Here is an 18,032-nt window from a genome sequence, read left to right as displayed (position 1 = left end):
GCCCCGGAATACGGGGCTTTGGTGTTTTTGCGGTTTGATGTTTTCTTGATTCGGCGGGTGTTTCAGGCTGACTGGATGTGCGCGATGCTAGTTCATGGTGCATTGAAGCGGTGCACAGAGTTTGTCCCTGGCATAAAACAACTGTGGGAGCTGGCCTTATGTGGGAGCCGGGCTTGCCCGCGATGCAGGCACCTCGGTGTGTCAGTTACACCTTGGTGATGCTATCGCAGGCAAGCCAGCTCCCACACAAAGCCAGCTCCCACATGGTTCTTCAGTGGTTTTGAGATTTAGGCTTCATCACCCTCATCATCATCCCCGCCATCGACCTTCATCCCCAGCTCCTTGATCTTGCGCGTCAAGGTGTTACGGCCCCAGCCGAGCAGCACGGCGGCGTCGCGGCGGCGGCCGGCGGTATGCTTCAAGGCGGTTTCGATCATGATGCGCTCGAAGGCCGGTACGGCGCTGTCCAGCAGGTTCGACTGGCCGCGTGCCAAAGCCTGGTCGGCCCACTGGCGCAGCGCTTGCTCCCAGTTGGTCACAGGAGCCGAATCCTGCGGCAGGCTCAACAGCTCCGGTGGCAGGTCGCTGATGTGCACCTCACGCCCGGACGCCATCACCGTGATCCAGCGGCAGGTGTTCTCCAACTGACGCACGTTGCCCGGCCACGGCAGGTTCTTGAGGTATTCCTCGGTCTCGCTTTTGAGCAGCTTCGGCTCCACCGCCAATTCTTGCGCGGCGCGGCTGAGGAAGTGGCGGGCGAGGGTAGGGATGTCTTCGCGGCGGTCCGACATGCGTGGGATGTGGATGCGGATTACGTTGAGGCGGTGAAACAAGTCCTCACGGAACTTGCCCGCGTGTACCAGGGTTTCGAGGTTCTGGTGGGTCGCCGCAATGATGCGCACGTCGACCTTGACCGGCGTGTGCCCGCCGACGCGGTAGAACTCGCCGTCAGCCAGTACACGCAGCAAGCGCGTCTGAGTGTCAGCCGGCATATCGCCGATTTCATCCAGAAACAGCGTGCCGCCGTCAGCCTGTTCAAAGCGCCCGCGACGCAGGTTGGCCGCGCCGGTGAACGCGCCTTTTTCATGGCCAAACAGCTCGGACTCCATCAAATCCTTCGGAATCGCCGCCATGTTCAGCGCGATAAACGGCGAAGCCGCCCGTGGGCTGTGACGGTGCAGCGCATGAGCGACAAGCTCTTTACCGGTGCCCGACTCGCCGTTGATCAACACGGTGATGTTGGAGTGGCTCAAACGCCCGATGGCGCGAAACACTTCCTGCATCGCCGGTGCTTCACCGATGATTTCCGGGGTGCGGGTCAGGGCTGGCGGGGCTTCCTGGCTTTGTTGTTCCTGGGCGTGCTGGTTGGCGCGCTTGACCAGCGCCACCGCCTCGTCCACATCGAACGGCTTGGGCAGGTATTCAAAGGCACCGCCCTGGTAGGACGCGACAGCGCTGTCCAGGTCCGAGTGCGCGGTCATGATGATCACCGGCAAACGCGGGTGCTGCTCGCGGATCCGCGCCAGCAAGTCCAGGCCACTGGCGCCGGGCATGCGGATGTCGGAGATGATCACGTCCGGCTGCTGACGCGCCAGGCGGCTCATCACCCCGTCGGCGCTGTCGAAGCTCTGGGTGGTCATGCCTTCCTGTTGCAAGGCTTTCTCGAGGACCCAGCGGATAGAACGGTCGTCATCGACGATCCACACAGTTTCACTACGGCTCATGTCGTGGGGGCTCCTTGTTCCAATGGCAGGAAGATCGAGAACGTGGTGTGGCCGGGATGGCTTTCACATTCGATCAGGCCCTGGTGCTGGCTGATGATGTTCTGAGTAATGGCCAGGCCCAGCCCGGTACCGTCCGGGCGGCCGCTGACCATGGGAAAGAAGATGGTTTCCTGCAGTTCGGCTGGGATGCCCGGGCCGTTGTCGATGATCTCGACCTTGGTGACCAGGCGGTGGCGCACATGGCCGATGGTGAACTGGCGCAGAGCGCGGGTGCGCAGGCTGATGCGGCCCAGGCGCAGTTCGTTCTGGCTGCTGATGGCCTGCATGGCGTTGCGCACGATATTGAGCACCGCCTGAATCATCTGCTCGCGGTCGATCAATACGTCGGGAATGCTAGGGTCGTAGTCGCGCACCAGAGTGATGCAGCCTTGGCTTTCGGCCTCGACCAGCTGGCACACGCGCTCCAGCACTTCGTGCACGTTGGTCATCGCCAGGGACGGCAACTTGTTGGAGCCGAGCATGCGGTCCACCAGGTTACGCAGGCGGTCGGCCTCCTCAATGATGACGTTGGTGTAGTCCTTGAGGTGTTCCTCCGGCAACTCACGGGCCAGCAACTGCGCGGCGCCACGAATCCCACCCAGTGGGTTTTTGATTTCATGGGCCAGGCCGCGCACCAGCATCTTGCTGGTTTCCTGTTTGGACAGCTGCGCTTCTTCTTTAGTAATGCGCAGCAGACGGTCGCGGGGGTGCACTTCGAGCAACAGCAGGGTCGCGCCGTTGCTCAAAATCGGGGTCACGGCGTAGTCGACGGTCAGGGTCTGGCCGGTGAGGGCGGTGAGCATCGCTTCGCGCTTGGTAAACGGGTGCGCCTGCTCCACGGCCTGGCGCAACGAACTCAAGGCCTCGGCCGACTCGGTGAACAATTCGCTGATGAACTGCCCATGGCTGCGCTGACCACTGATGGCCAGGAGCATCTCCGCCGCCGGGTTCATGTACTCAAGACGCAGGTCGTCATTGAGCAGGATGGTCGCGGTGGTCAGGTTGTCGAGTAACAAACGGTGCAGTGCATCGCTGATGGTCATCGGGACCTCTTTTGGAGCAAGGCGCGGGCTTGAGGCACACGCTGATACAAGGAAAATGCAAAAACCAAACCAAGGCTCCGAAAAGAAGCGTTAAACCCCTGAAATAAGGGTTTTAGGCGCGAAACTGTGGCGTTCTGCCAGCTTGATCGAGAAGAATCGAACCAAAATGGGCTGGGAGGGTGGGAAGTGTGCAGGCTGTCGCACCAATATAGTGCGGTTTTGTGAAGGTTGTTCAGGAAGTGATGGCTGGTGAAAAATTGTCTGGAGGAGCGGGGTCAATGTGGGAGCTGGCTTGCCTGCGATAGCGGTGGCACATTCACCATTGCTATCGCAGGCAAGCCAGCTCCCACAGTTTTGATTGGGTTTGCAGGCTTTAACCTTTGTAGATGCACAGCTCGGCGGTGGCGCGGATCATTGCCAGTTGGCGCAGCGGATCATTCAGCGGCTCATGCACGGCGGTGGCCAGCCACTGCGGGCATTGCGGGTCGGTGCGCTGCGGGGTGAAGTCGGCCAGTTGCTGCAGCAGGGTTTTTTGCAGTTGGTCCAGCCGTGGTCGGATCTGTTTTACCAAGTCCGGGCGCGGGTCGTCCGGGGCTTTGCCCTGGAACTGCCAGTCGGACAGGTGGGTGTACTGCACCAGCTTATTGGCCTCGATCTGCGCCGAGAAAAACTGCTCGGCGGCAGAAGGGTCGAGTTTGTAGTTGGGCGCTTGGGCGGCGACGCTGGCGATCACCTCTTGTTCGCGCTTTTTGTCCTCTACGGGCTTGTGGCTGTCCCATTTGCTCAGGGCTACCTGATCGGCAATCTCCAGGCGCTCGGCGATGCTGTTGAGCAAAGGCTCCAGAGTGGGCGGCGCTGCGCTGGCACTGACGCTGACAAATAACAGAGCGAACACAAGTCGATGTTTCAAAGCGGATCTCCTGTGGGAGCTGGCTTGCCTGCGATGCGGGCAACTCGGTACAGCAGGTATACCCAGCTGATGCTATCGCAGGCAAGCCAGCTCCCACATTTTTAATCGGGTTGCAGGCCTGCAGTGGCGTCAGCCAGAGGCTACCTTAGCTTGCGTGCTTGCCTACAGGTGCGCCAGAATCCGCCGGCTTGTACGGCTGGCTTGTCGTCTCTAAGGTTGCTCGGTCGCTGCTCATCAGCGATCAGGTTTAGTAGCCTGGATTCGAATTGTAGGCCGTGCATTCTCCATCAATCAGATTTCCCAAATCTGTGCTTGATGGTGGCTGTGCGCAGGGCATCCTCGGATGCGCCGGGCTTCTACATTCACCGGTCTACTAACCTGCGCACAGCCGCCACCCTTTCGTTTAGTAGCGAAGCGAAGGCGGCCTCATTAGAGGAATGTAGAAAATGTTCAAACCAACGCCAAATCCGCCTCCATCCGTCTTCACCATCGACCCTGGCAGCGACGACGAATCCCTGCTGATCAACAGCTTCGAAGCCTTCTCCTCGGTCAGCACCTTGTTGCTTGATTTGTCCGAGGCGCTGGAAGGCAAACACCGCGATACCGTCCTGGCCATTCACCAGCTCAGTGCCCTCGGCACCTTGATGGTTGGCAAACTGCTCGACCGCCACGCCCCGGCTCGCTAAACACCAGGCAAAAAAAAGACCTCCCGAAGGAGGTCTTTTTCGTTACGCCGCGTTAAGCAGCGCTACCGGATCAGCAGCTGTAGTACAGCTCGTATTCCAGTGGGTGTACGAAGGTGCGTACTTTGATTTCTTCTTCGCTTTTCAGCTCGATGTAGGCATCGATGAAGTCGTCGCTGAATACGCCGCCTTTGGTCAGGAACGCACGGCCCTTGTCCAGCTCTTCCAGGGCTTCTTTCAGGCTGCCGCACACTTGTGGGATCTCTTTGGCCTCTTCAGGCGGCAGGTCGTACAAGTTTTTGTCGGCGGCGTCGCCTGGGTGGATCTTGTTCTGGATACCGTCCAGGCCAGCCATTACCAGCGCAGCGAAGGCCAGGTATGGGTTAGCTGCCGGGTCCGGGAAGCGCGCTTCGATACGGCGAGCGCGAGGGCTGGACACGTAAGGAATACGGATCGAAGCGGAACGGTTACGCGCCGAGTAGGCCAGCATTACCGGAGCTTCGAAACCTGGCACCAGACGCTTGTAGGAGTTGGTCGACGGGTTGGTGAAGCCGTTCAGGGCCTTACCGTGCTTGATGATACCGCCGATGAAGTACAGGGCAGTGTCGGACAGGCCGGCATAACCTTCGCCAGCGAAGGTGTTCTTGCCATCTTTGGCGATGGACAGGTGAACGTGCATACCCGAACCGTTATCGCCGTACAGTGGCTTAGGCATGAAGGTAGCGGTACGGCCGTAGGCATCAGCCACGTTGTGTACGCAGTACTTCAGGGTCTGAACTTCGTCAGCCTTGGCTACCAGGGTGTTGAACTTCACGCCGATTTCGTTCTGGCCGGCAGTCGCCACTTCGTGGTGGTGAACTTCGATGACCAGGCCCATCTCTTCCATGGCGTTGCACATGGAGGTACGGATTTCGTGGTCGTGGTCGAACGGCGGAACCGGGAAGTAACCACCTTTGATACCTGGACGGTGGCCTTTGTTGCCGCCTTCGATGTCCTGGTCGGACATCCACGAACCTTGTTCGGAGAAGATCTTGAACATGGAACCGGAGATGTCGGACTTGAACTTGACCGAATCAAAGATGAAGAACTCTGGCTCCGGGCCTACGAATACGGTGTCGCCGATACCGGTCGACTTCAGGTATTCCTCAGCGCGCTTGGCGATCGCACGTGGGTCGCGGTCGTAGCCTTGCATGGTCGAAGGCTCGATCACGTCGCAGACGATGATCAGGGTTGGGTCTTCGGTGAACGGGTCGAGTACGGCAGTGCTGTCGTCCGGCATCAGGATCATGTCGGAAGCTTCGATGCCTTTCCAGCCGGCAATGGAGGAACCGTCGAACATTTTGCCTTCTTCGAAGAACGCATCATCCAGCGCGTCGCGAGCCGGCATGGTCACGTGGTGCTGAGTACCTTTAGTGTCCGTGAAGCGCAGATCAATCCATTTAACGTCATGATCTTTGATGAGTTGAACCGACTTCGACATGGTGTCCTCCGGGTGGCTTCGGGCTGGGGTAGTGGAGTTAGCCCTTAGAATGTGGGTGATGCCGGCGCGAATACTCGACCAAGGCAACCTGCCTCACAAGAGAGCAAATTGCATGCCAGTGCGCCAACATGGCCTTTTTGCCTCAAAATGGCCCCTATAACGGTGCAATCCGCTGAAGCGGAATAAATAACGCACTGCAATGTAGCGTTAATTTGCGCAAATGACCCGTTTTGGTGCGTTGCGTCTGTGATGCATATTAACTGGTTAAACCTTGAGCGATTTCCGCTATAATCCGCGCCCCCCTTTTTCAGCAGGCCCGGCGCGCGCTGTTTCCATGAAATTAATCGTAAAAGTCTTCCCCGAGATCACCATCAAAAGCCGACCGGTACGGACGCGTTTCATCCGTCAGTTGGCCAAGAACATCCGTGCCGTGCTCCGAGACCTGGACCCGGCTGTGGTGGTGAACGGCGTGTGGGACAACCTCGAGCTGGAAACCCGCATAACCGACGCCAAAGCCTTGAAGGACATGACCGAGCGCCTGAGTTGCATGCCGGGCATCGCGCATTTCCTGCAGGTCGATGAGTACCCGTTGGGCGACTTCGATGACATCACCGAAAAGTGCAAACAGCACTACGGCGAGTCGCTTGAAGGCAAGATCTTTTCGGTGCGCTGCAAGCGCGCCGGCAAGCACACCTTCAGCTCCATGGATGTGGAGAAATACGTCGGCAGCAAGCTGCGTCGCGAGTGCGGCGCCGCCGGAATTTCCCTCAAAGCGCCGCAAATTGAAGTGCGCATGGAAATTCGCGACCAACGGTTGTTTGTGATCCACAGCCAGCACAACAGTATCGGCGGCTACCCGCTGGGCGCACTGGAACAGACCCTGGTACTCATGTCCGGCGGTTTCGATTCCACGGTGGCGGCCTACCAGATCATGCGTCGCGGCCTGATGAGCCACTTCTGCTTCTTTAACCTGGGCGGGCGTGCACACGAATTGGGCGTGATGGAAGTCGCGCACTTTATCTGGAAGAAGTACGGCAGCTCCCAGCGCGTGCTATTTGTAAGCGTGCCGTTTGAGGAAGTGCTGGGCGAAATTCTCGGCAAAGTCGATAACAGTCATATGGGCGTAGTATTGAAGCGTATGATGTTGCGCGCTGCGTCGCGAATCGCCGATCAGTTGCAGATCGACGCGCTGGTGACCGGTGAGGCGATCTCCCAGGTGTCCAGCCAGACGCTGCCGAACCTGTCGCTGATCGACTGCGTCACCGAGAAGCTGGTCTTGCGCCCGCTGATCGCCAGCCACAAACAGGACATCATCGACCTGGCAGAAGAAATCGGCACGGCCGACTTTGCCAAGCACATGCCTGAATATTGCGGGGTCATTTCGGTGAACCCCAAGACCCACGCCAAGCGCAACCGCGTGGAGTATGAAGAACAACAGTTTGATATGGCGATTCTGGAGCGTGCGCTTGAGAACGCCAAACTGGTCCCGATCGATCGTGTTATCGATGAATTGGGCCAGGATGTGCAAATCGAAGAAGTCAGCGAAGCCCTGGCCGGCCAGATCGTCGTCGACATCCGTCACCCGGATGCCGCCGAGGATGAGCCGCTGGAAATCGCTGGCATCGACGTGCAAGCGCTGCCGTTCTACGCACTGAACGCGCGCTTCAAGGAACTGGATAACAGCCGTCAGTACCTGCTGTATTGCGACAAAGGCGTGATGAGTCGCCTGCATGCCCACCATTTGCTCAGTGAGGGGTATGCCAATGTGCGCGTTTATCGACCGAGCTAAGAGCCCGGGGCTGTTTGCCTGTGGCCTGCGTCACCGGCCCCCCGACTCTGCCGTCAAGCTGTAACGGCAAGGCCTGACTCTACTGTTAATCGCTGCCACGACCTGTCAGCACACCGAATCCTCTGATCGAGATACACAAGTGATCGAAAATCTACGTAACATCGCCATCATTGCTCACGTTGACCATGGTAAAACCACCCTGGTAGACAAACTCCTGCGTCAATCCGGCACCCTGGAGCGCAACGAGCTCAACGACGAGCGCGTGATGGACTCCAACGACCAGGAAAAAGAGCGCGGTATTACCATCCTGGCTAAAAACACCGCTATCAACTGGAACGGCTACCACATCAACATCGTGGACACCCCGGGCCACGCCGACTTCGGCGGCGAAGTAGAACGCGTAATGTCGATGGTTGACTCCGTTCTGCTGCTGGTTGACGCTCAAGACGGCCCTATGCCGCAAACTCGTTTCGTGACCAAGAAGGCTTTCGAAGCCGGCCTGCGTCCGATCGTGTGCATCAACAAGGTTGACCGTCCAGGCGCGCGTCCGGACTGGGTTCTGGACCAGATCTTCGACCTGTTCGACAACCTGGGTGCTACCGAAGAACAGCTTGACTTCAAAGTGGTCTACGCCTCGGCCCTGAACGGCATTGCCGGTCTGGAACACACCGACATGGCTGAAGACATGACCCCGCTGTACCAGTCGATCGTCGACAACGTACCGGCACCAAAAGTTGACCGTGAAGGCCCGTTCCAGATGCAAATCTCGGCACTGGACTACAACAGCTTCCTGGGTGTTATCGGTGTTGGCCGTATCGCGCGTGGTAGCGTCAAGCCGAACACTCCAGTTGTCGCCATCGGCGCCGACGGCAAGAAGCGTAACGGTCGTATCCTGAAGCTGATGGGTCACCACGGCCTGCACCGCATCGACGTTGAAGAAGCTTTCGCCGGCGACATCGTGTGCGTGAGCGGTATGGACTCGCTGTTCATCTCCGACACCCTGTGCCAGCCAGACAACGTTGAGGCGATGAAGCCTCTGACCGTTGACGAGCCAACCGTTTCCATGACCTTCCAGGTAAACGACTCGCCTTTCTGCGGTAAAGAAGGCAAGTTCGTGACTTCCCGTAACATCAAGGAACGTCTGGACAAAGAGCTGCTGTACAACGTTGCACTGCGCGTTGAAGAAGGCGACTCGGCTGACAAGTTCAAGGTTTCCGGCCGTGGTGAGCTGCACCTCTCGGTACTGATCGAAACCATGCGTCGCGAAGGCTTCGAAATGGGCGTTGGTCGTCCAGAAGTGATCATCCGTCAGGTTGACGGCGTGAAGCAGGAACCGTTCGAAAACGTGACCATCGACACCCCTGAAGAATCCCAGGGCAAGGTCATGGAAGAGATGGGCCTGCGTAAGGGCGACCTGACCAACATGGTGCCGGATGGCAAAGGCCGTGTACGTCTGGAATACAACATCCCTGCGCGTGGTCTGATCGGTTTCCGTAACCAGTTCCTGACCCTGACCAACGGTGCTGGCATCCTGACCTCGATCTTCGATCGCTACGACACCATGAAGTCCGGCGACATGTCCGGCCGTCAGAACGGTGTTCTGGTATCGGTAGAAACCGGCAAGGCGCTGACCTACTCCCTGGAAACTCTGCAGGCGCGTGGCAAGCTGTTCGTTGAACACGGTCAAGAGATCTACAACGGTCAGATCGTTGGTCTGAACAGCCGTGACAACGACATGGGCGTTAACCCAACCAAAGGCAAGAAGCTCGACAACATGCGTGCTTCGGGCAAAGACGAAACCATCGCTCTAGTCCCACCTGTTCGCTTCACCCTGGAACAGGCCCTGGAATTCATCCAGGACGACGAGCTGTGCGAAGTTACGCCTAAGTCGATCCGCCTGCGTAAGAAGATCCTGGACGAAGGCGAGCGTACCCGCGCTGCCAAGAAAGCCAAGAACTGAGTTAGCTCAGGCTGAATGAAAAACGCCCCCGGTCGAAAGGCCGGGGGCGTTTTTTTATGCCTGCAGTTTTTGTGTTGTCTTGACTGGCCCCATCGCAGGCAAGCCAGCTCCCACATTTTGGATCTGTGAATACATTCAAATGTGGGAGCTGGCTTGCCTGCGATGAGGCCCTTGAGGGCACTACAAAATCCGGATCAGAACTTGTCGAGAGTCCGGAAATTGGTCTCGCGCACCACTTCCTTCGGCTTATACGCACAATACCCCGGCCGCGGCCCGATTTTCGGATGGTTGCGGCAGGTATCCGGGCGCTTGTCATAAATAGTGCAGAAGCGCGTCTTACGATCCAGGTACAGGCAGTCGTTATTGCTCATGCGCTGCAGGGTGAAAATTTCGGATTTGGAATTGTAGCGCTCGACGATGCCTTCCTTCTGCAAACGCTTGGCGATGTTCTTCGGCGGGTCGCCGCGCTCGAACTCATCGACGATGCCAATGCGGATCAGGTCCTTGATCTTCACCTCGACCGGCAGCGTGCAGCAGCTGGACACGCAGCCACCGCACATGTGGGCGGAATATTTCTGCCAGGTCTCGAGACGGTCGAGTTCAGCGGCGGCGATCAGTTGAGGCTTCATCAAGGTTCCAAGGTGGGGCTGTATCCGGGCGCGCGATCATACCGGGATTGGTGGTTTTTTGAACAATATTTTGCAGATTTCATCTCCAACGGTGCAGGGGAGAAAAGCAGGCACGGCCCCTGCATCAATTTCCAGCAATGGTGAATGAGTTAAAAAACTGCCGAACCAGCACGTCTACCGTCTGTCAGACCGACTAGGCTCTAGCAACTCCTTCAATCTCGCCCGAGGTCGCACCGATGTCTCAGGAACCGCTTGCACGAGAAGCAGAGGTAGCCGCATTCCGCGATGCTGTCTTGACCAAACTCACTTACGCGGTGGGCAAGGACCCGGATCACGCCTTCGACCACGACTGGTTCGAAGCCATTGCCCTGGCCGCCCGCGACCAGATGGTCGACCACTGGATGAACCACACGCGGCGCATCTACCGCAAAGGCCAGAAGCGGGTGTATTACCTCTCGCTGGAGTTCCTGATCGGCCGTTTGCTCTACGACAGCCTGAGCAACCTGGGGGTGTTGGAGATTGCCCGCGAAGCCCTGTCCGAACTGGGCGTGGACCTGGAGCGCATCCGCCTGCTGGAGCCCGACGCGGCGCTCGGCAACGGTGGCCTGGGCCGCCTGGCCGCGTGCTTTATGGAAAGCATGTCGACCCTGGGCATTGCCGGCCACGGCTATGGCATCCGGTATGAACACGGCCTGTTTCGCCAGGCGATTGTCGACGGCTGGCAGCAGGAACAGACCGAACGCTGGCTGGATTTCGGCAACCCGTGGGAGTTCGAGCGGGCCGAGGTGATTTACCCGATCGGCTTTGGCGGCAGCGTCGAAACCCTAGCGGATGCCTCCGGCAAGATGATCCAGGTGTGGACGCCCAACGAAACAGTTCGCGCGGTGGCATACGACACGCCGGTAGTCGGCTGGCGCGGCGCCAGCGTCAACACCTTGCGCCTGTGGCGTGCCCGAGCGGTAGAAGACCTGCACCTGGAGCGCTTCAACGCCGGTGACCATTTGGGCGCCGTCGCCGAAGTGGCCCGCGCCGAAAGCATCTCCCGAGTGCTTTACCCGGCCGACAGCACCGAAGCGGGGCAGGAATTGCGTCTGCGCCAGGAATACTTCTTTGTTTCGGCCTCGCTGCAAGACCTGCTGCGCCGCCACAAGAACATGCACGGCTCGGTACTCAGCCTGGGCGAACACGCCGCGATTCAGCTCAACGACACCCACCCGTCCATCGCCGTGGCTGAGTTGATGCGCCAACTGGTCGACCTGCATGACATTCCGTGGGAAGCCGCGTGGGATGTCACCGTCGAAACCCTTTCCTACACCAACCACACCTTGTTGCCCGAGGCGTTGGAAACCTGGCCTGTCGGTTTGATGGAACGCATGCTGCCTCGGCATATGCAGATCATCTACCTGATCAACGCCCAGCACATCGACTCGCTGCGCGCCAAGGGCATCCACGATTTCGACGTATTGCGTGCCGTGTCGCTGATCGAAGAAGACAACGGCCGCCGCGTGCGCATGGGTAACTTGGCGTTCCTTGGCTCCCATAGCGTTAACGGTGTGTCCGGTTTGCACACCCAGCTGATGCGCAGCACGGTGTTCTCCGAACTGCACAAGCTGTACCCGGAGCGCATCAACAACAAAACCAACGGCATCACCTTCCGCCGCTGGCTGTACCAGGCCAACCCCAAGCTCACCGAGATGCTGGTGGAGGCTCTGGGGCCGGACATCCTCGACACCATGGAAACCCGCCTGACGGAGCTGGAGACCTTCGCCGAGAAGCAGGTTTTCCGCAAAGCCTTCGCCGAACAGCGCCTGCACAGCAAGAGGGCACTGGCCGAGATCATCCACGAGCGCCTGGGCATTTCGGTGAACCCGGCGGCGATGTTCGACGTGCAGGTCAAGCGGATCCACGAATACAAACGCCAACTGCTCAACCTGCTGCACACCGTGGCCTTGTACCAGGCAATCCGCGCCGAGCCAGGCACCGATTGGGTGCCGCGCGTGAAAATCTTCGCGGGCAAGGCGGCGGCCAGCTATCACCAGGCCAAGTTGATCATCAAGCTGACCAACGACATCGCCCGCACCGTGAACAACGACCCGACCGTGCGCGGCTTGCTCAAGGTGGTGTTCCTGCCCAACTACAACGTCAGCCTGGCGGAAAGCATCATCCCGGCGGCGGACTTGTCCGAGCAGATTTCCACGGCCGGTTTTGAAGCCTCTGGCACCAGCAACATGAAGTTCGGCCTCAATGGCGCGCTGACCATCGGCACCATGGACGGCGCCAACGTGGAGATGCACGAGCGCGTGGGCGCCGAGCATATGTTTATCTTCGGCCTCAGCGCCGAACAAGTGGAAGCCCGCAAGCACGCCGGTGAATTCCACGCCGGGCCGGATGTGGCAGCCTCCCATCGTCTCAACGATGTGTTGCAAGCGATCCGTGGCGGGGTGTTCTCGCCGGATGATCCGGGCCGCTATGTGGGCTTGATCGACGGGTTGATCGACTACGACCGTTTCCTGGTGTGCGCCGACTTTGACGCCTACTGGGACGCCCAGGCGCGGGTCGAAGCGCATTGGCACGATTCCAAGGCCTGGTGGCGTTCGGCTGTGCTCAATACGGCGCGCATGGGCTGGTTCAGCTCGGACCGCACCATCCGCGAATACGCCACCGAGATCTGGAAAGCCCTCGACTAAACACCGCAGGCCTCCAAGTGGTAGCAGGCCTCTGTGGCGAGGGAGCTTGCTCCCGTTCGGTTGCGTAGCAGCCGCCGGCTATTGCGGGCGCTTCGCACCCGAACGGGAGCAAGCTCCCTCGCCACAAAAGCCGCTCCCACATTAGCTTTGCGTCGATATACTAGGCCTCGGTTTGCCCGCCTCGGGCTGCTTAGGGATATCGACCATGCAATGGATTTTCATGCTGATTGGCCTGGTGCTCGGCTGGACACTCGATGAGTCGTTCACCGATGCCGGCTTCGGTGCGCTATTGGGCTTGGGCATTGGTCAGGCAATTCGCCTGTCGAGGCTGTCCGCCCAGGCAGACCAGCAAGCGCTTCAGTTAGAGACCACGCAGAAGGCATTGATAGCCCTGGGTGAGCGCCTGCGGCAACTGGAAGTGCCCGCGCCTACAAACAGCGTGATTGTCGAAGCCCCCATCCCTGAACCTGCACCTGCCGTTGCCAAGCCCGAACTTGTTTGGGAGCTGCCCACCGAACTGGCGCCCGTCGCCGTGATGGCCGAGGCGAGCCAGCCACTGCCGGAGGACGTCTGGACCCCAGCACCAAAACCGAAAGAACCTGCCATCCCCCGCGGCCCCAACCTGATCGAGCGCGCCATCGGCGGCGCCCGCAATTGGCTGTTCGGCGGCAACACCGTGCTGCGCGTTGGCGTGGTGCTGCTGTTCCTTGGCCTGGCCTTCTTGCTGCGTTATGCCACCGAAGGCGTGGTGGTGCCGATTGAACTGCGTTACGCCGGGGTTGCCGCTGCCGCCATCGGCCTGCTGGGCCTGGGTTGGTGGTTACGGCTGCGCAACAGCAATTACGGGCTGATGCTGCAGGGTACCGGGATTGCCGTGTTGTACCTGACGGTGTTTGCTGCGATGCGCCTGCACCCGTTGATCGACCCAGGCGCGGCACTCGGCCTGCTGGTGGCGGTCACGGTGTTCTCGGCAATCCTGGCGATCACCCAGGATGCCCTCGGCCTGGCCTGCGCAGCGGCGCTGGGTGGGTTTGCCGCGCCGATTCTGACCTCAACCGGCGCCGGTAATCATGTGGCGCTGTTCAGTTACTTTGCATTGCTCAACGCCGGCATTCTGGCCATCGCGTGGTTCAAGGCCTGGCGTCTGCTCAACCTGATCGGGTTTGTCGGCACCTTCGGCATAGGCTTCGCCTGGGGCATGCGCTCCTACACACCGGAACTGCTGTGGAGCACCGAGCCGTTCCTGATCCTGTTTTTCCTGATGTACCTGGCCATCGGCCTGTTGTTCGCCCGCCGCAAGCTGCAAGAAGTGGGCGATGCGCCTGAAGGCCGTGAGGCACTGCTGCGCTGGTCGGCGGCCAAGGGTGATTATGTTGATGGCAGCATGCTGTTCGGCCCGCCGTTGGTAGGCTTTGGCTTGCAGTTCGCCGTGGTGCAGCACCTGGAGTTTGCCGCCGCCTTCAGTGCACTCGGTTTAGGCCTTATCTACATGGGCTTGGCGCGGATGCTGAGTGGCGGGCGCGCCTTGCTGCTGGCCGAAACTTGCCTGGCGCTGGGCGTGATCTTTGCCAGCCTGGCGATTCCGCTGGGCCTCGACGCGCGCTGGACGGCAGCGGCCTGGGCGGTGGAGGGCGCCGGGATCTTCTGGCTCGGCTTGCGTCAGCAGCGGCCGTTGGCTCGTGCGTTTGGCCTGTTGTTACAGTTGGGGTCAGCGCTGGCGTTCCTCAGCGAACTGCGCGTTGGCGAGTTGACCTTGCTCGACGGTGCGCCACTGGGCGCGCTGTTGCTGGGCGCGGCCCTGTTGTTCAGCTTCGATCAGTTGCGCAAGGCATCGACCGAACAAGCGGCGCAATGGGAGCGCAACGGCCTGCCCGTGCTGGCGAGCCTGGGATTGACCTTTTTGTACCTGCTTGCACCCTTGTTGTTGCTGACCCAAGGCACCGCCATCAGTTGGGCAATCGCCGGGCTGCTGACGCTGTTTGTCGGCCTGCGCATTGGCTCGCGCACCTTCCTGTTCACTGCCTTTGCTGTGCAATTGCTCGGTGGGGTGTTGTTCCTCCTGCGCTTGCAGGGCGGTGATGGGGCCGCGGTATTCAGTGCCGGTTGGACCGGCTTGTTGACCGCCTCGCTGATCGGCCTGGCGTTGGTCGGCGGCATGCTGATGGCGGCGCGCGATGACATGGTGCGCAGCGATGTGCGGCTGCTGCGTGGCTTGTCGGTGGTGCTGCTCGCGGGTCTGGTGCTGATCAACCTTGCGGTGCTGTTTGTGCTGCCATGGGAAAGCGCCAGCGGCGTGTGGGCGGCCAGTGGCTTGCTGATCATCTGGTTGAGCCTGTACCTGCAACAACGCGTGAGTTTCGTGTTTGGTTTGCTGCTGCAACTGATCGGTGGTGCCTCGTTCCTGTTGGCGGTGCCGCAGTTGCTCGGGCCGTTGAACAGCGAGGGCTTGCGCCCCTTGGCGCACAGCGCTTTCTGGACGCCGATGGTGCTGGGCCTGGCTGCAATGGTGGGCGCCTGGCGCTTGCAACGTGAGTCGCAGGCGCCGGTGTTTGACGTGTTGAAATTGCAACGCCTGTCCGACCTGCTGTTGGTGTGGGGCGCGGCCTGGTGGGCATTGGCGTTGATCGGCGAAGTGCTGCGGTTTATCCCGCAAGCGCTGCAAGGCGCATTTCTGCTCGGCATCGCGGCGCTGAGCGTGGCGATCTGGGCGCTGTTGGCCGCACGTTTACGCTGGGCATCTCTGGGCATGCTGTGCGCCTTGCTGATGCCGGCGGCGGGCGTGGTGTTGCTGGTGTCTGCCCATGATTACTACCACCCGGCAGCGCATTACGGCTGGCTGGCGTGGTTGGCGGTGTTTGTGGTGCATTTTATCGCGCTGCGCCGTTTGGCGGCGGTGGTGCCGGGCAAGGTATTGAGCATCGCTCATGTGTTCGGCTGCTGGATGTTGATCGGTGTGTTGGCGCTGGAGCTGCGTTACGGCCTGTTGCTGCTGTCGAGTGAGTACAACGCCTGGCGTTGGCTGGGTTGGGCGATTCTGCCAAGCCTGTACCTGGTGCTGGCGGCGGCACCGCGCAGTTGGCCGTGGCCGGTGTCGGCAAACCCGCGTGAATACCGTGTGCTGGCCGCGTTGCCGCTGGCGGTATTGATGCTCGGTTGGTTCTGGTTGGCGAACATCTTCAGCGACGGCACGGCGAAACCACTGCCGTACGTGCCATTGCTCAACCCGTTGGACGTGGGCCTGCTGTTCGCATTGCTGGGTATTTACCTGTGGTCGCGCAGCGTGGCGCCGCAGCGCGGGCCGCGTGCTGAACTGATCGCCCAAGGTGTCGCAGGTGCTTCGCTGTTTGCCTTCTTCACGGCCTTGGTGATGCGCACCGCCCACCATTGGGCGGGCGTGCCGTTCCAACTGGATACCTTGCTGGCGTCCATGTGGGTGCAGGCTGGCCTGTCGCTGGTCTGGACCCTGATCGCCCTGGGCCTGATGATCGGCGGCCACCTGCGCCATCGTCGCGAAGTGTGGCTGATCGGCGCGGCGTTGATTGCGGTGGTGGTCGCCAAGCTGTTCTTTGTCGAGCTGAGCAACCGTGGCGGGCTGGCGCGGATCGTATCGTTTATTGGTGTGGGCGGGCTGTTGCTGGTGGTGGGTTACTTCGCACCGCTGCCGCCCAAACGCGCCGAGCCGGTGTTGGAAACTGAAGGAGCATCCTCTTGATCGGTAAGTTGAGCGTGATCGCGTTGGGCATGTGTTCGACGTTGTCGGCGTGGGCGCAAGAAACACCCGCCGACTTCACCACACAGGTGCCGTTGGCGGTAAGTGGCAACGGGCCTTGGTATCGCCTGGAGTTGCCGCTGTCGGTGCAATTGAGCGCGCGCCAGGCGGATCTTGGTGATGTGCGCGTGTTCAACGCCGCCGGCGAGCCCCAGGCTTATGCGTTGTCGCGCCAATCAGCGCAACGCACCGAAAGCCGCACGGTCGCCGACGTGAAGTGGTTCCCGTTGTACGCCGCCGACACCCGCCAAAGTGTGCCGGACGTGGTGATGAAATCCACCGCCGAAGGCACGCTGCTGGAAGTGCGCCCGTCCAAGGCCGGCAAACAGGTGCTGCGTGGCTGGGTACTGGACGCCAGCGCGATCAGGGCGCCGCTGCAGCAACTGAGCCTGGACTGGAGTCGCGAACAGGATGGCTTCCAGCGTTTCAGCATTGAAGCCAGCGATGACCTGCAGCACTGGGAACCCTGGGGCGATGGCCAGGTGGCGCGCCTATCGTTTGCCGATGAGCGGGTCGAGCAACATGACGTGAGCCTGCCGGGGCAATCGGCGCGTTACCTGCGCCTGCTGTGGCAAGGCCAGGCCGCGCCGACGCTGACCTCGGCCAAGCTTGTGAGCGCCACCAGCAGCAGCCTGCCAATGCCCTTGGTGTGGTCGCAGCCGTTGGCGGGTACGCGGCTCAAGGCGGGTGAATACAGCTGGCAGTTGCCGACGGGGCTGCATGTGGAGCGCTTGCGCGTCGAGCTCAAGCAGCCCAACACGCTGGCGCCCGTGACGTTGGCGGGGCGGCGGGAAGCCAATCAAGCCTGGCAGCCTTTGAGCAATGGCTTGTTGTATCGCCTGGCCCAGAACGGCCAGGACGTGGTGCAGGATGAATTGCAATTGCCAGGCGTGGCCGTGGGCGAACTCAAGTTGCAGGTGGACGAGCGCGGCGGCGGCCTGGGCGTGGAAGCGCCGGCATTGCGTTTTGCTGTGCGCGCCACGCAGTTGGTGTTCCTGGCGCGGGGCGAGCCGCCGTTTACCCTGGCGTTGGGCAACCCGTCGGTAAAGGCCGCTAACTTGCCGCTGTCGACGCTGATTCCCGACTACAGCACCGAGCGTATCAAGACCTTGGGGCAGGCCACGGTCACAGGCGACGTGACGGTCAAATCGCCTGCGATTGCCGTTTCACCCGATGCGGGCACCGACTGGAAGAAACTCGGCCTGTGGGCCGTGCTCCTGCTGGGTGTAGCGGCGCTAGGGGCGATGGCCTACAGTTTGTTGCGTGCACCGGCGGCCAAGCCGTGAACTCTATTGGGGTTAAATCCTCTGATTAGAGGA

The 18,032-nt window shown here is 60.4% G+C and carries 11 protein-coding genes; 6 read left to right on the top strand and 5 right to left on the bottom strand.

All coding sequences use genetic code 11. The features are described from left to right. Positions 1–287: 287 nt before the first annotated feature. The 3 genes from ntrC to ACQY47_RS12920 all read right to left on the bottom strand — a co-directional run bounded on the left by ntrC (position 288) and on the right by ACQY47_RS12920 (position 3,776). On the bottom strand, positions 288–1,724 hold the full coding sequence (gene ntrC / locus ACQY47_RS12930; protein ID WP_017138632.1) for a nitrogen regulation protein NR(I): 1,437 nt from the start codon (positions 1,722–1,724) through the stop codon (positions 288–290). Next, entirely contained in the window at positions 1,721–2,806 is a 1,086-nt protein-coding gene (glnL, locus tag ACQY47_RS12925) for a nitrogen regulation protein NR(II) (RefSeq protein ID WP_017138631.1), read from the bottom strand. The genes ntrC and glnL overlap by 4 nt, the downstream gene beginning before the upstream one ends. A gap of 373 nt (positions 2,807–3,179) precedes the next feature. Next, positions 3,180–3,776 (bottom strand): chorismate mutase, encoded by a 597-nt coding sequence (locus ACQY47_RS12920; RefSeq protein WP_428557360.1) that lies wholly within the window; start codon positions 3,774–3,776, stop codon positions 3,180–3,182. A 386-nt stretch (positions 3,777–4,162) separates the two neighbouring features. Between ACQY47_RS12920 and ACQY47_RS12915 the strand changes: the two genes are divergently transcribed. Beyond that, positions 4,163–4,402 (top strand): DUF6124 family protein, encoded by a 240-nt coding sequence (locus tag ACQY47_RS12915; RefSeq protein ID WP_428557205.1) that lies wholly within the window; start codon positions 4,163–4,165, stop codon positions 4,400–4,402. 70 nt (positions 4,403–4,472) lie between these two features. Here the strand turns inward: ACQY47_RS12915 and glnA are convergent, their stop codons facing one another. Continuing rightward, positions 4,473–5,879: a glutamate--ammonia ligase gene (gene glnA, locus ACQY47_RS12910; protein WP_017138628.1), complete on the bottom strand. Its 1,407-nt coding sequence runs from the start codon at positions 5,877–5,879 to the stop codon at positions 4,473–4,475. Between the two features lie 334 nt (positions 5,880–6,213). On the opposite strand from glnA, the gene thiI reads away from it, so the two are divergent. Together thiI and typA are read left to right on the top strand one after the other, a co-directional pair. After that, positions 6,214–7,668 (top strand): tRNA uracil 4-sulfurtransferase ThiI, encoded by a 1,455-nt coding sequence (gene thiI, locus ACQY47_RS12905; RefSeq protein ID WP_065930794.1) that lies wholly within the window; start codon positions 6,214–6,216, stop codon positions 7,666–7,668. A gap of 139 nt (positions 7,669–7,807) precedes the next feature. Next, a complete protein-coding gene (gene typA / locus ACQY47_RS12900) occupies positions 7,808–9,628 on the top strand; it encodes a translational GTPase TypA (RefSeq protein ID WP_003217997.1) in 1,821 nt (606 codons plus the stop codon). A 194-nt stretch (positions 9,629–9,822) separates the two neighbouring features. Here typA and ACQY47_RS12895 read toward each other — a convergent pair whose 3' ends face one another. Next, complete coding sequence (locus tag ACQY47_RS12895; protein ID WP_053253906.1) at positions 9,823–10,257, bottom strand: YkgJ family cysteine cluster protein; 435 nt, start codon at positions 10,255–10,257, stop codon at positions 9,823–9,825. A 236-nt stretch (positions 10,258–10,493) separates the two neighbouring features. On the opposite strand from ACQY47_RS12895, the gene ACQY47_RS12890 reads away from it, so the two are divergent. The 3 genes from ACQY47_RS12890 (at position 10,494) to ACQY47_RS12880 (ending at position 17,999) form a co-directional block, all read left to right on the top strand. Beyond that, positions 10,494–12,944 (top strand): glycogen/starch/alpha-glucan phosphorylase, encoded by a 2,451-nt coding sequence (locus ACQY47_RS12890; RefSeq protein WP_017138624.1) that lies wholly within the window; start codon positions 10,494–10,496, stop codon positions 12,942–12,944. 205 nt (positions 12,945–13,149) lie between these two features. Further along, positions 13,150–16,656 (top strand): DUF2339 domain-containing protein, encoded by a 3,507-nt coding sequence (locus ACQY47_RS12885; RefSeq protein WP_099549493.1) that lies wholly within the window; start codon positions 13,150–13,152, stop codon positions 16,654–16,656. Then, a complete protein-coding gene (locus tag ACQY47_RS12880; protein ID WP_428557359.1) occupies positions 16,656–17,999 on the top strand; it encodes a DUF3999 domain-containing protein in 1,344 nt (447 codons plus the stop codon). Before ACQY47_RS12885 ends, ACQY47_RS12880 begins: the two co-directional genes overlap by 1 nt. Positions 18,000–18,032: the final 33 nt, after the last annotated feature.

Origin of the sequence: Pseudomonas edaphica, from assembly GCF_965277385.1 — a bacterium.
GTDB classification, from domain to species: Bacteria; Pseudomonadota; Gammaproteobacteria; order Pseudomonadales; family Pseudomonadaceae; genus Aquipseudomonas; species Aquipseudomonas edaphica.
The sequence above is the reverse complement of the archived record's forward strand: the minus strand, read 5'-3'. Positions and strand labels throughout refer to the sequence as shown.

What these genes read in the sequence shown, in the direction of transcription:
- ACQY47_RS12885 (WP_099549493.1), top strand. Translation starts at nt 13,150, where the DNA reads ATGCAATGGATTTTCATGCTGATTGGCCTGGTGCTCGGCTGGACACTC.
- ACQY47_RS12895 (WP_053253906.1), bottom strand. Translation starts at nt 10,257, where the DNA reads ATGAAGCCTCAACTGATCGCCGCCGCTGAACTCGACCGTCTCGAGACC.
- ACQY47_RS12915 (WP_428557205.1), top strand. Translation starts at nt 4,163, where the DNA reads ATGTTCAAACCAACGCCAAATCCGCCTCCATCCGTCTTCACCATCGAC.
- ntrC (WP_017138632.1), bottom strand. Translation starts at nt 1,724, where the DNA reads ATGAGCCGTAGTGAAACTGTGTGGATCGTCGATGACGACCGTTCTATC.
- glnA (WP_017138628.1), bottom strand. Translation starts at nt 5,879, where the DNA reads ATGTCGAAGTCGGTTCAACTCATCAAAGATCATGACGTTAAATGGATT.
- thiI (WP_065930794.1), top strand. Translation starts at nt 6,214, where the DNA reads ATGAAATTAATCGTAAAAGTCTTCCCCGAGATCACCATCAAAAGCCGA.
- ACQY47_RS12890 (WP_017138624.1), top strand. Translation starts at nt 10,494, where the DNA reads ATGTCTCAGGAACCGCTTGCACGAGAAGCAGAGGTAGCCGCATTCCGC.
- glnL (WP_017138631.1), bottom strand. Translation starts at nt 2,806, where the DNA reads ATGACCATCAGCGATGCACTGCACCGTTTGTTACTCGACAACCTGACC.